This window comes from Endozoicomonas sp. GU-1, assembly GCF_027366395.1.
In the GTDB taxonomy this organism is placed as follows: domain Bacteria; phylum Pseudomonadota; class Gammaproteobacteria; order Pseudomonadales; family Endozoicomonadaceae; genus Endozoicomonas.
On record NZ_CP114771.1, the window covers coordinates 2,436,052 to 2,448,401 of the forward strand.

12 protein-coding genes and 1 pseudogene are annotated in these 12,350 nt (G+C 50.4%); 9 read left to right on the top strand and 4 right to left on the bottom strand.

Going from position 1 to position 12,350, the window contains the following annotated elements; all coding sequences use genetic code 11:
• The first annotated feature begins 257 nt into the window (after window positions 1-257).
• The 5 genes and pseudogenes from O3276_RS09990 (at window position 258) to O3276_RS10010 (ending at window position 5,968) form a co-directional block, all read left to right on the top strand.
• Window positions 258-1,076 carry a DUF805 domain-containing protein gene (locus O3276_RS09990; protein ID WP_269675499.1) on the top strand — a complete coding sequence of 273 codons (819 nt, stop codon included), beginning with the start codon at window positions 258-260 and terminating at the stop codon, window positions 1,074-1,076.
• Between the two features lie 403 nt (window positions 1,077-1,479).
• Window positions 1,480-2,670: an acetate kinase gene (locus O3276_RS09995; RefSeq protein ID WP_269675500.1), complete on the top strand. Its 1,191-nt coding sequence runs from the start codon at window positions 1,480-1,482 to the stop codon at window positions 2,668-2,670.
• Between the two features lie 84 nt (window positions 2,671-2,754).
• Window positions 2,755-4,844, top strand: a pseudogene (gene pta, locus O3276_RS10000) (phosphate acetyltransferase).
• A 307-nt stretch (window positions 4,845-5,151) separates the two neighbouring features.
• Window positions 5,152-5,445 carry a GDCCVxC domain-containing (seleno)protein gene (locus tag O3276_RS10005; protein WP_269675501.1) on the top strand — a complete coding sequence of 98 codons (294 nt, stop codon included), beginning with the start codon at window positions 5,152-5,154 and terminating at the stop codon, window positions 5,443-5,445.
• A gap of 226 nt (window positions 5,446-5,671) precedes the next feature.
• Window positions 5,672-5,968: a hypothetical protein gene (locus O3276_RS10010; protein ID WP_269675502.1), complete on the top strand. Its 297-nt coding sequence runs from the start codon at window positions 5,672-5,674 to the stop codon at window positions 5,966-5,968.
• Here the strand turns inward: O3276_RS10010 and O3276_RS10015 are convergent.
• Window positions 5,956-6,915, bottom strand: a complete 960-nt coding sequence (locus tag O3276_RS10015; RefSeq protein WP_269675503.1) for a DUF481 domain-containing protein — start codon at window positions 6,913-6,915, stop codon at window positions 5,956-5,958. The genes O3276_RS10010 and O3276_RS10015 overlap by 13 nt on opposite strands.
• A gap of 245 nt (window positions 6,916-7,160) precedes the next feature.
• Between O3276_RS10015 and O3276_RS10020 the strand changes: the two genes are divergently transcribed.
• Both O3276_RS10020 and O3276_RS10025 read left to right on the top strand, forming a co-directional pair.
• A complete protein-coding gene (locus O3276_RS10020) occupies window positions 7,161-7,475 on the top strand; it encodes an MGMT family protein (RefSeq protein WP_101748421.1) in 315 nt (104 codons plus the stop codon).
• A gap of 4 nt (window positions 7,476-7,479) precedes the next feature.
• Window positions 7,480-7,698, top strand: a complete 219-nt coding sequence (locus O3276_RS10025) for a hypothetical protein (protein WP_269675504.1) — start codon at window positions 7,480-7,482, stop codon at window positions 7,696-7,698.
• Between the two features lie 95 nt (window positions 7,699-7,793).
• Here O3276_RS10025 and O3276_RS10030 read toward each other — a convergent pair whose 3' ends face one another.
• From O3276_RS10030 to O3276_RS10040, 3 genes are all read right to left on the bottom strand, one after another.
• Complete coding sequence (locus tag O3276_RS10030; RefSeq protein WP_269675505.1) at window positions 7,794-9,350, bottom strand: AmpG family muropeptide MFS transporter; 1,557 nt, start codon at window positions 9,348-9,350, stop codon at window positions 7,794-7,796.
• Between the two features lie 153 nt (window positions 9,351-9,503).
• Window positions 9,504-9,989, bottom strand: coding sequence for a YajQ family cyclic di-GMP-binding protein (locus O3276_RS10035; RefSeq protein WP_101748418.1), 486 nt, complete (start codon window positions 9,987-9,989; stop codon window positions 9,504-9,506).
• Window positions 9,990-10,132: 143 nt separating this feature from the next.
• Window positions 10,133-10,348: a dodecin gene (locus O3276_RS10040; protein WP_269675506.1), complete on the bottom strand. Its 216-nt coding sequence runs from the start codon at window positions 10,346-10,348 to the stop codon at window positions 10,133-10,135.
• A gap of 111 nt (window positions 10,349-10,459) precedes the next feature.
• Between O3276_RS10040 and O3276_RS10045 the strand changes: the two genes are divergently transcribed.
• Both O3276_RS10045 and nadC read left to right on the top strand, forming a co-directional pair.
• A complete protein-coding gene (locus O3276_RS10045; RefSeq protein ID WP_269675507.1) occupies window positions 10,460-11,410 on the top strand; it encodes a ketopantoate reductase family protein in 951 nt (316 codons plus the stop codon).
• A gap of 37 nt (window positions 11,411-11,447) precedes the next feature.
• Window positions 11,448-12,344: a carboxylating nicotinate-nucleotide diphosphorylase gene (gene nadC / locus O3276_RS10050; protein WP_269675508.1), complete on the top strand. Its 897-nt coding sequence runs from the start codon at window positions 11,448-11,450 to the stop codon at window positions 12,342-12,344.
• Window positions 12,345-12,350: the final 6 nt, after the last annotated feature.

The following is a 12,350-nucleotide window of genomic DNA, read 5'->3' on the forward strand; positions in this document are numbered from 1 at the left end:
TTCAGAAGAATTAGCCATATCAATTCCAATGGAATACACAGTAAACATAAAGGTTCACTTTATACGCCTGGTCTTGACGCCTTATTTTGATAGAGATCAAGTGATGCTTTTATGATAAAAAATTATTTATCTTAAAAAGTGAAGCTCACTTCATCATTTACGATTTTTATGCTCTCCGGGGTAAACCACAAAAAAGCCTCAGTCTCCACTATGCCCGCCGATAACCTGTCTCAGGACATATTTCAGGACAGGTCGCCATGGATGACTCATTCTATAAACTGGTTTTCGAAGGAGAAATACTGCCGGGTTTTAAGGAAAGAAAGGTTCGAAAAAACCTGAAAGAGATCCTGAATGCCGACAAGACAGAACTGAAACATCTGTTCTCCGGAAAGCCGGTTATTATTCGCAAGAATCTGACCGCCAGTGACATCCGTCCTTATGAAAGAGCCATGATGAAGGCTGGGGCCCATTGCCGGATTCTCTCTATGACCAGTAATGAAGAACTGCCCCAAACGCCGCCGGAAACCATCCAGCAGCAGGAGCAGAAACAACCGGCCGAACCATCCGGGAAGTTTCAACTGCTCCCCAGAATGGGAAGAGTACGATTTATCGCCTCCCTCTGGGTAATTGCCCTGCTGGTCGTCTGCGCCTGCTGGGTTCCGGGACTTTTAACCCCTCACCTGACACCCTTCTACCCACCTCTGGAGTCACTGCACCTGACACTGGGCCTGATCACTATTGCCTGCCTCCTTATGCTGGCCATGGCAGCCAGAAGGCTTCATGATTTTGACCGCAGTGGCTGGAAGAGCCTGCTGTTAGTGATCCCGGGCATCAACCTTCTGTTTCTGTTATGGCTGATCTTTTCTTCGGGTACTGCAAAGACCAACCGGTTTGGGCCAACCCCCTATTCCGCCGGAAAAATTGCCCAAGTTTTTGGCCTGTGGATTCCATTACTGGCCCTGATTGTTGCAGGATCCTACGGCTGGCTTTACCAGAATGAGCTGTTGCAGCTGGCTGCCAATGTTCCGGAAATGATCGACCAGCTGGTTCTTCCGGCACTGGAACAAAACCTCTGACACATTGGAGAATAATTAACCACAGCCTTGTTACGATATACGCATCAATACGCAGTCCACCGACACAGGTCAATGGTTATAATATTTTCATACCGCTTCTCCACTTTATACAAGCCATGATCATCCGGGAGGTTGCCCTGGAATAGACCGTCCTGCTGCTGTGACAGCACTTGGGTTCAAACATTCGTTTTTTCGGTAAATAGCACCACTATTCACCGCACGAAAACGATGTTTCCTCCTCAATGTTCTGCCATCTCCGTTATGGACATTATTTCCGGACAGCCTCCTTGTGATTGGTTCCGGCCGCGGTGTTTGATGATATTCGTGACAATTCGCTTACATTAAAAGCATTAAACGGGCATTTTCGGAAACTGTGCGGTCATTTTCACTGGTAATAGATTCTATGAGCAAAGACAGCGTTCTGGTTATCAACTGTGGCAGTTCTTCCCTGAAGTTCGCAGTCATCAACCCGAAAACCGAAGAGGAAAGCATCAGCGGCATTGCTGAATGCCTCGTGGGCAACGAAGCCTCCATCACCTGGAAACTGAACGGCGAGAAGCAAACCCTGGATCTTGGCGCTGCTGGCCACGAAGGTGCTATCGAAGCACTGGTGGGCGTTCTCCGTGAGAACAACCTGATGGAACACATCGAAGCCATCGGTCACCGTATTGTTCACGGTGGAGAGAAGTTCACCCAATCCACCCTGATCACTGATGAAGTAATTCAGGGCATCGAAGACTGCAGCCACCTGGCACCTCTGCACAACTCTGCTCACCTGCTGGGTATCCGTGCCTGCATCAAATACTTCCCGGAGCTGCCACAGTCCGTAGTATTTGACACAGCATTCCACCAGACCATGCCGGCAGAAAGCTACCTGTACGCGGTTCCTTACAACCTGTACGAAGAGCACGGTCTGCGTCGTTATGGCATGCACGGCACCAGCTACCGTTATGTCAGCAAAACCGCTGCCGACATGCTGGGTCTGGATCTGGACAACAGTGCTATCCTGGTTGCGCACCTGGGTAATGGTGCCAGTGCCTGTGCGATCAAAAACGGCGAATCCGTTGATACCACCATGGGCCTGACGCCGCTGGAAGGGCTGGTAATGGGTACTCGTTCCGGTGATATTGACCCGAACGTCTTCAGCTTCCTGAACAAGCAGTGCGGCTACTCCCTGGACGAGATCATCGACCTCCTGAACAAAAAATCCGGCATGCTGGGTCTGTCCGGATTGGACAACGATTGCCGTGTTCTTGAAAATGCCGCAGCAGAAGGTCATGAACGTGCCCAGCTCACTCTGGACATCTTCTGCCACGTTCTGGCCAAAAAACTGGCCGGTTTTGCTGCTGAACTGGGCCGCATTGATGCACTGGTCTTCACTGGTGGTATCGGTGAGAACTCCAGCACGATCCGTAAGAATGTCATGGAGCGTCTGTCCATCTTCGGCTTTGACGTTGATGAGCAAGCCAACGAAGAGACCTTCCGTGGCAAGAGCGGTGTTATCACCAAGCCCGGCTCAACCGTAGCCATGGTTGTCGCGACCAACGAAGAACTGATGATTGCCCGTGATACCGAAGCGCTGATTGCTGGCTAAACTGGTTATCTAAATGATGTAAGCAACAGGAGGTTTCACCTCCTGTTTTTATATCAGTATTTCATGAGAAGGATTCGTCCGGATATGCGTACATTTTTCCTGGCACCAACACGTTATGGTGTTGGCCTGACCTCCGTTACCCTGGGCCTGGTTCGAGCACTCGATAATCTCGGTCTCAGAGTCAAGTTCTTCAAGCCGATTGCCCAGTTGCATGTAGGCGACACTGGACCAGAGCGTTCCACCAAACTGGTTCAGCGCATCATGGACCATGAGCCGCCTACCCCCATTACTTCACATCGTGCTGAAGACCTGCTGGGTGACAACAAGGGCGATGTCCTGATGGAAGAGATCGTAGCCCTGTTTGAACAGGCTTCTCGGGACTGTGACGTAATGGTGGTAGAAGGTCTGGTTCCGACCCGGGAAATGCCCTACGCCAATCGCCTGAACAGCAACATTGCCAAAACCATTAATGCTGACATCATTCTGGTGTCTGAGCCCGGTAATGACTCTCTGGCTGACCTGGCCGACAAACTGGAAATCGCCGCCGACAGCTTTGGTGGCATCAAGAACCCGAATGTTGTCGGCTACGCCCTGAATAAACTGACGCCGGACGTGGTTGCCAGCCTGAATAAAGACGGTCATTTCCAGAGCCTGCCAGAATTTGCCCGCAAGCCATTCCAGCCGCTGGGCTATATTCCGTTTGACAATAACCTGGCTTCCCCAAGAACCATGGATATTGCCGAGCACCTGAAAGCAGACATCATCAATGCCGGTGAGATGGATACCCGTCGGGTGACTTCTTACACCCTGAGCGCCAGAACGCCCACCAATATGATTCATCACCTGAAGCCAGGTAATCTGGTGATTACTCCGGGCGACCGTGATGACATCATCTGGCCACCTGTATGGCGGCCCTGAACGGTGTTCCCCTGGCGGGTCTTCTGCTGACCAGTGGTATCACACCATCCAAACCCATCATGGAGCTGTGCAGCAAGGCCATCGGTACTGGTCTTCCTGTCATGCTCACCGGGGAAGACTCTTACACCACGGCAACCCTGTTGGATCGTCGCCATAATGAATTGCCGGTTGACGACGCTGCTCGTGTTGAACTGGTTATGGATACCATCGCTGCCAAACTGAACACCGAGTGGCTGAAGCAACAATGCTCTGCCCTGGCAGAGCGCAGACTCTCCCCTCCGGCCTTCCGTTACCAGCTGGTTCAGAGAGCCCAGGGTGCCAATAAGCGTATTGTTCTGCCAGAAGGCGATGAGCCACGCACCATTCAGGCTGCCGTTATCTGTCAGGAGCGAGGTATCGCCCAGTGTATCCTTCTCGGGCAGCGCAGCGTTATTAAACAGGTCGCTAAAGACAACGGCATCACACTGCCGGATGGCCTGATCATCATGGAACCTGAGAGCATCCGCGCCCGTTATGTTGACCCGATGGTTGAGCTGCGCAAGAACAAAGGCCTTACCGCCCCGATGGCGGAAGCTCAGCTGGAAGATACCGTAGTACTCGGTACCATGATGCTGGCGCTTAACGAGGTAGATGGTCTGGTTTCCGGTGCAGTACACACCACCGCCAACACCATCCGTCCGGCGTTCCAGCTGGTCAAGACGAAAAAAGATGCTGGCGGCCTGGTTTCCTCCGTCTTCTTCATGCTGCTGCCTGACCAGGTTCTGGTATACGGCGACTGTGCCGTTAATCCAAACCCGGATGCAGAACAGCTGGCCAATATCGCCATTCAGAGCGCCGACTCAGCCACGGCGTTCGGTATTGAGCCACGTATTGCGATGATCAGCTACAGCACCGGAACCTCTGGCATCGGTGCCGATGTCGAGAAGGTGCGCGAGGCCACTGAAATCGTTAAAGCCAAACGTCCAGACCTGATTATCGATGGCCCTCTGCAATACGATGCCGCCTCCGTTGAGTCGGTAGCCCAGAGCAAGGCTCCCGGCAGTAACGTCGCGGGTCGTGCGACCGTGTTTATCTTCCCGGATCTCAACACAGGTAACACTACCTACAAAGCGGTACAACGCAGTGCGGACGTTATCAGTGTCGGTCCAATGCTTCAGGGTCTTAACAAGCCAGTTAATGACCTTTCCCGTGGTGCACTGGTTGACGATATCGTTTACACCATTGCCCTGACGGCGATTCAGGCTGAAAACGACTAAGTTCGTTTAATTGATCCCATAAAAACCGGACAGAAATGTCCGGTTTTTTTAAGGCTGTCAGTAAACGGTCATATTCCCCTTTTATACTTGCATCATAACTGGCCTGATTCATGCTGCTCTTTTTATAAAAAGTCAGATAGGGTAGTTTGAAAAGACGTGCGTTTGTTACGAATTTGTGCGTCAAAAAACGACAGTGCCTTGATTTAAGTATTCATTGTCAATAAACCAACACGGAGGCCGATAACTCTATCCTATGCCCAAAGAGAAAAATGCAACGAACGGCACAGGAAGTGCCAGGAGAAAGAGTATGTCCAGTAAAAACTATACCTTAAGCGCAAAAACTCTTGTATCTACGTCCATCATCACCTGCCCGGACTGTCTGCACCATGCGGTTGAAACCATGCCTCAGGATGCCTGTGTTTACCTTTACGAATGCAGAAACTGCCAGAAACTGATTACCCCACAGGAAGGTGATTGCTGTGTTTTCTGTTCACACGGAAATCAACCCTGCCCGACATCACAACGGGATAGAAAAGCCTACGCTGAAATGACGCCTCCCAGTGAAGAAGTGGTTGAAAGCGTCTCAGTCTCTGGTTTATGACCCCATTAGCCCGTACTATACCCGGTTGACGATCCTGTCTTTTACCAGCCCGAGGTTCTGGAGTGTCTGCTTACTGTATGGGGCAGCACCTCTTTACTTCCGGGAGCCCGCTTGTAACCTGTACATTGCCAAAGGCGAGAGGGTAAAAAAACCGTAATCTGTCATCAATCAAAACGCCCTGCTGCCGCTATTAACAGAAGTAATTCTGAAAAAGTACCCGGTAGCAATGAAAGTCAGAAAAACCCTGATTTTTCCCCTTGAACATCAACACTCTGACAATTTAACCAGACACTCGCTGCTCTATCGTGCAGCCAACTGGCTGGAAACCACTATGCGGGCTTTACAGGAACAGCGTGAAGAGAGGCAACTTGCTGAGCAGCCAGAGCAACAGAAACCGGCTTTCCCACCCTCAAGGCAGTACCCGTTCCGGCGCTGCCTGATAAGAACCCGGTTTTTTATGCCCACAAGAAGACGACTGCCAGTTTGCACCCATCTGCAGCGCCCCGGACCTCACCATTGGTAACCAATCCCCATTTTGATTCGGCTGTCGACATTCCGGGCCTTATCAACCGGGTCACTGTCGTAATCAACAATATGCGTCAGATTCCAGGTAATGCGATCAGTAAGCCCAATGTTTAACCCCTGATTGACATTAACCAGTGTCGTAGACTGTTTTAGCCGGAAGAATGTTCTGCTGTTGGCAAAATATTCCCAGTTATTCATGAGTCGTGTTCGGTAGTTAAAGATCCAGGTCAAGGCATAATCCCGCTGCGATTCATTGGCAATATAATCCTCCCAGAGCTGACTGATACCCCCACTGGTTTTCAGCGCCCTTTCAGCGGTTTCCCAGAAACGATAGCCCAAGGCACCACCCACGGATGTACGGGTTCTCAGATCCTCTTCCGAATCATATTCCTGTTCTGCGGCTCCCTGCACAAACCAGTGTTCATCCAGGTAACGGCTGTATGAGTAGCCAACCTGCCACTCAGAGCTTTTAATGCCGTCATCATCCTCCACTTCAATATCCCAGTAAAAAGCATTTTTATTCCACTGGTCATCAATATTGAGCTTGCCTTCAACACCAGTCAAAAACTCATCATCGTTGCCAGATTTGCTGTCCAGCGTGGCAACAAGCTTACCTCCCAGCGCCCAGGTATCGGCAATCACCGGCTTTTCAATATGGATAGCGGCAACCGGCCATACTGCTGAAAAAGAACGTTTTCGACCACTCTCATCAATAACCGTAACGCCTGTCTGCTGGCCTTCAAACCGCCGCAATCTGGCCTTCTCTTCACCAATCAGGCTGACCCAGAATGTTTTATCCGAGTCCAGGGCCCTGACATAGCGCCAATCCAGTTCAATAGTACCTGCATACTTTGTTTGTAAACTCAGCTTGCCAGAATCCAGCTTGACAATGTCGCCAGACAACACATCGCCATTGTTCATCCAGACGGTATCAGCCCATGTCATACTGATAGAAAACAGACAGAATATTCCCAGCAGCTTTGATAAACAGCGAAGGCTCCTTTGGAGCAACATAAAAGGAATTCTCCCGAACAGGTTATCCACCTGTAAAATTCATAAATACGACAGGCTCCACAATTTCCTTTCCCATTCCAAACTTTTCAAATATCCTGACATCTATTATTTTTGGTCGAACTTATGATGAAGAGTATCATGGCGATCATCATAGAAAGTATCGTGGAGAACCAACATTGACCGCCCCCTTTACCCCTTCGGAAATATGGTATCTGATCAGCAGGATTCCGAAAGGCTGTGTGGTAACCTATGGCCAACTGGCAGATATGGCAGGAGCCCCCGGTTATGCGCGCGTTGTGGGCAATATCCTGAAACAGCTGCCCGCCGGGACCGACCTTCCCTGGCACCGGGTGATTAACGGCAAAGGTCAGATTTCATTCCCTGATGGGTCGAGTCGATACAGCCTGCAAAAACAACGTTTGGAGCAGGAGGGAGTGACAATTTCATCCGGAAAAATCAACCTGAAAGCGCATCAATGGCATGGAGAGTAAATACATGGATGGAGCGTCGGAAGATATTGCCCTGGCCGTCGAAATTATTCGCCAGCTGGAAAACCTGAATTACCCGGAAGAAAATATTCTCAAGGCGATGATTCATATCTGTCAGGATACACTGAACAAACTGCCCAACGACGGAACCCGGGAATTTTGGCGGCAGAGACTGATTGCCGAACTTCTGGACTCATCAAACGACACACCGGCTGAACCCCATTAACAGGATGTTGCAAAAGGCTGAATAGCCTTTTGCAAAACACTCTCAATTCTGTCACAGGAATAACTATTCTCTTCAGGATACGACCCTCAGCAGCTTTAGTTACCCGCCTCATGACGTTCCATCAATCGCCCTACATACGACACTAACCATAAAACCGGCAGCCCCAGCAGCGCTGAGCCAATAAAGAAGACCGGATAATCCAGGGAATCCACAAAGGTGCCTGAATAACCGGCCAACAGCTTGGGCAGCAACGTCATCAGCGAACTGAAAATAGCGTACTGCATGGCCGTAAAGGCGCGGTTGGTCAGGCTGGATAAAAAGGCAATAAACGCGGCGGACGACATGCCACCACTGAGATTATCTGCCGCAATCACCAGACTTAAATAGAGGCTGGATGGCTCAAGATTGGCCAGAAACGCAAACAGCACATTCGACAATGCCGCCAGCAATGCACCTACCCAGAGAATTCGCAACACTCCGAAGCGAATGGCTAACACTCCGCCCAAAAAGCCACCGGCAATGGTCATGACCAGGCCAAAGGTTTTGGTAATGGTGGCGATTTGCTCTTTGGTGTAGCCCATATCGTTGTAGAACACATTGGATATGGTGCCCATAACAATATCAGCAATACGGTAGGTGCCTACCAATAACAATATATAGATAGCTACTTTGCCATAACGCTCAAAGAAATCGGCAAAGGGAGCGACATAAGTTTCCTTCACCATTGCTCTGGGTGCCAGATGAACTTTTACCAGCAACCAGGCAGTAACTCCAGCAGCAGCCACACTGCCTGCAAATCGACCGGCACCGGCCAGAAAACCGGCGATGGGCGTAGACAGCCCGGTCTCCACCAAAAAGGTTTTCAGAGCACCAAAGGCATCAGCCAGCTGAGTAAAAGAGATGACAAATACGGTCGCCGCCAGGGCAAAAAGCAACAGAAAGCGAAGATAATCAACGGTACTGTGTACCGACTCGGAAGTACGATCAACATCCGGCTCAGCAACCATCAGCGTGGTAACCACCCCAATCAGCATAAACACGGCCATACAGCGATAGGCCCAGGCCCAGGCCAGATAGTCGTAATTGCCTTCGTCTGTCATGGTAAACCAGCTGGCCAGTGCCAGGGTACCAGCCCCGGCCACCAGCATACCCACTCGATACCCGGCAATGTAAGCAGAGGACATCATAGCCTGCAGGTCATCATCCGCCGCTTCTATTCGATAGGCATCAATAACGATATCCTGTGTGGCCGAGGAAAAGCCAAGCATTACCGCACCACAGGCTATCCAGAACAGACCATCAGCAGGGTTATGGGCTGCCATAAACAACAGCGCGGCAATAACTGCGGCCTGGGATAACAATAACCATGACCGACGACGCCCAAGCAAATCGTGCAGAACCGGCAGCGGAATGCGGTCAACCAGCGGTGCCCAGACAAACTTGAAGGAATAGCCTAACGCGGCCCAGCTGAAAAAAGTGACGGCACTGCGTTCTACCCCAGCCTCACGAAGCCAGAGGGAAAGACTACTGAAAATCAACAGAATGGGCAGGCCTGCTGAAAAACCAAGAAAAAGAAGTGCAATCACCCGACGATTAAAAAAGCTTTTCCAGGCGTCACCCCAATTCTTCGAAGAATCTGCTGCCAGCCCCATGCAATATGCTCCATCGCAAATGTGAAATTTTACAGCGCCATGCTTCTTGTAATAAAAGTTTTATTTTAAAAAAGAAGATATCAGCTTAGCTGAGACATAAAAAACCGTTTCCACCATCCAATGAAAACGGTTTTCTGTGTCACAAACAGTCAATTAATCTCTGAAATTATTGTACTGCAACGGCATATCCAGATCGGCTTCCCGCAAAAAGGCAATCACAGTCTGCAAATCGTCCCTTTTCTTGCCGGTCACCCGAACCTGATCACCCTGGATGGCGGCCTGAACCTTCAGCTTGGCATCCTTGATCATTTTCACGATCTTTTTGGCAATATCCTTTTCCAGCCCCTGCCGAACCACCACTTCCTGCTTGACCTGTTTGCCAGAACCGTAGTGGTCTTTTACTTCAAGGCATTTAACATCAATACCCCGTTTGACCATCTTGGTTTTCAACATTTCTACCATTTGAACCAGCTGAAAGTCGGCATCGGTGGTCATAACGATCTGTTTTTCGCCACTTTTCTCAAAGCTGGCAGCAACGCCCCGAAAGTCAAAGCGGGTAGTCAGTTCACGGTTTGCCTGGTCAACAGCGTTGGCCAGCTCATGCATATCCACTTCAGAGACAATGTCAAATGAAGGCATAGCGAATGATCTCCTTGAGAAATCGAAAGAAACAATTAACAACTATTGTATCCATGATTGTATTGGAAAGACCATGGAGAAAAATCAATACACCAGTGACAAGGTTCAGGTGAATATGCAGGATCAGGGCCTTTTAACGGCGACTACTGATCTTTATCCTTAAGCCTGAAGCCTATCTTTACCGTCACCTGCCAATGGGCAATTTTGCCATCCTCGATATGGCCTCGTTGCTCCACCACTTCAAACCAGCCCATATGCTCCAGGGTCATGCCAGCGGCGGCGATGGCATTTTGAATAGCATCATCACTACTGACCGTTGAGCTGCCTACCAGTTCAGTCATTTTATAGGTATGACTCATTGTCTATCTCCCACTCTTGTTTAGAAAAGCTGTAAAACACCAGCTGTTTGAGTATAGGCAGCAAATGGTAGACTCGGCGTATCTTCATTCGCTGATGGACTTTAGAGATTAATGGACAATGATCCCTGGTATATTCTGGGCGCAGGCAGCATCGGTTGCCTTTGGGCCGCCAGCCTTTGCCATAAGCGGGAAAGCCCCCGACTGATCCTGAGAGAAAGCAGTTATCAGCAATTCAACAAGAGACGCATTTCACTTAAGTTATCAACGCCAGACCAGACCTCTCGATTTGCTGTCGATATCGTTTCGCCCGAAACCATCGACAGCACCATCAACCGGCTGATTGTCTGCACCAAGGCACAGGATTCACTGTCCGCACTGAACAGCGTAAAGCCTCATCTGGCGGATAACTGCCAAATACTGTTGCTGCAAAATGGCATGGGGAGCCAGCGGACCATCAGGGACGCTCTACCAACACAAGCGATTTGGGCAGGCTCCAGTACCGATGGTGCTTATCTGTCAGCCCCCTTTGAGGTACATCACGCTGGCCAGGGTCAGACCTGGATTGGCCCCCTCAGCAATCAGCAACGATCCGAACAGGGCTTTCATGACCTTTGCGACAATTTCAGATTAAAGGTCAACCACTGCGATTTCATTGAGCAGAAGTTATGGGAAAAGCTGGCCATTAACAGTTGTATCAACGGCCTCACGGCATTGTTCGACTGCCGTAATGGCGAGCTGCTGGATAATGGTGAAAAGCAGGTCTGGCTGGACCAATTAATTACCGAGACCAGTGCCGTTCTGGCTGCGCTGGGGATCCCGGCCACCGCACTCAAAGACAGCGTGTACGGTGTCTGCCAGATCACTGCCAGCAATCTGTCATCAACCTGCCAGGACGCACGTAAGGGAAGAGCCACGGAACTTGCCTTTATCAACGGTTTTCTGATCCAACAGGCCAATTCCCTGGGAGTCAACGTCAATAGCCATCACCAACTGATAGACCAGTTAAATGCTACAGGCGTCAAAACAGGCCAGCCTGCAACGGCTTCTCCTTTATGTATATAATCCTCGCCAAAGAACACCAGTAACCCCCGGAATGACCATGAAAGTATCCTATACACTGCCTGAAAACCTGAGCCCGGTTCTGCGAGACCAGCTTCACGGTGCCGTAGAAGCCAATGTTCGTCAGGCATTGGCTGAAGATATAGGCTCCGGAGACATTACCGCTGCCCTGATTCCAAAAACCCAACAATCTGTCGCCAGAATTATCTGTCGAGACCCTGCCATCATCTGTGGACGCCCCTGGTTTGACGAGGTCTTCCGTCAGATCGATCCCAATGTCCAGCTGGAATGGCATATTGAAGAAGGTGAACGGGTTGAGCCGAACCAGGTGCTGGTAGTTCTGAAAGGTCCTGCCCAAAGCCTTCTGACCGGCGAAAGGGCCGCGATGAATTTCCTGCAAACCCTCTCCGGCACCGCAACCCGCTGCCAGCGCTATGCTAGCCTGGTCAGTAATACCAGCGTCAAATTGCTGGATACCCGCAAGACCCTGCCGGGCCTGCGGGTTGCCCAGAAATATGCCGTCGCTGCCGGAGGCTGCCACAACCACCGAATCGGACTTTTTGATGCCTTTTTAATTAAGGAAAATCATATTGCCGCCTGTGGTGGCATTACCCAAGCGATCAGCAAAGCTCACGAAATCGCCCCCGGCAAACCGGTAGAGATCGAAGTGGAAAGCATGGAAGAATTCAATATTGCCCGAGAGGCTGGAGCCGATATCATCATGCTCGATAACTTCCCGCTGGCCCAGTTAGTCGAAACCGTCCGGTTGAACCGGGAACTTCCCGGAAAAGCCCCAAAACTGGAAGCGTCCGGCGGTATTAATGATCAGATGCTGATGCCCATTGCCGAAACCGGAGTCGACTTTATCTCTATTGGCACACTAACCAAAGACTGCCAGTCTGTGGATCTGTCCATGCGGATCGTCGAGCAGCTTTAAAACACA

Coding starts and splice junctions, on each gene's coding strand:
- O3276_RS10040 (WP_269675506.1), bottom strand. CDS start 10,348: ATGAGTCATACCTATAAAATGACTGAACTGGTAGGCAGCTCAACGGTC.
- O3276_RS10025 (WP_269675504.1), top strand. CDS start 7,480: ATGGATGGAGCGTCGGAAGATATTGCCCTGGCCGTCGAAATTATTCGC.
- O3276_RS10015 (WP_269675503.1), bottom strand. CDS start 6,915: ATGACATGGGCTGATACCGTCTGGATGAACAATGGCGATGTGTTGTCT.
- O3276_RS10005 (WP_269675501.1), top strand. CDS start 5,152: ATGTCCAGTAAAAACTATACCTTAAGCGCAAAAACTCTTGTATCTACG.
- O3276_RS09990 (WP_269675499.1), top strand. CDS start 258: ATGGATGACTCATTCTATAAACTGGTTTTCGAAGGAGAAATACTGCCG.
- nadC (WP_269675508.1), top strand. CDS start 11,448: ATGAAAGTATCCTATACACTGCCTGAAAACCTGAGCCCGGTTCTGCGA.
- O3276_RS10010 (WP_269675502.1), top strand. CDS start 5,672: ATGAAAGTCAGAAAAACCCTGATTTTTCCCCTTGAACATCAACACTCT.
- O3276_RS10030 (WP_269675505.1), bottom strand. CDS start 9,350: ATGGGGCTGGCAGCAGATTCTTCGAAGAATTGGGGTGACGCCTGGAAA.
- O3276_RS09995 (WP_269675500.1), top strand. CDS start 1,480: ATGAGCAAAGACAGCGTTCTGGTTATCAACTGTGGCAGTTCTTCCCTG.
- O3276_RS10045 (WP_269675507.1), top strand. CDS start 10,460: ATGGACAATGATCCCTGGTATATTCTGGGCGCAGGCAGCATCGGTTGC.
- O3276_RS10035 (WP_101748418.1), bottom strand. CDS start 9,989: ATGCCTTCATTTGACATTGTCTCTGAAGTGGATATGCATGAGCTGGCC.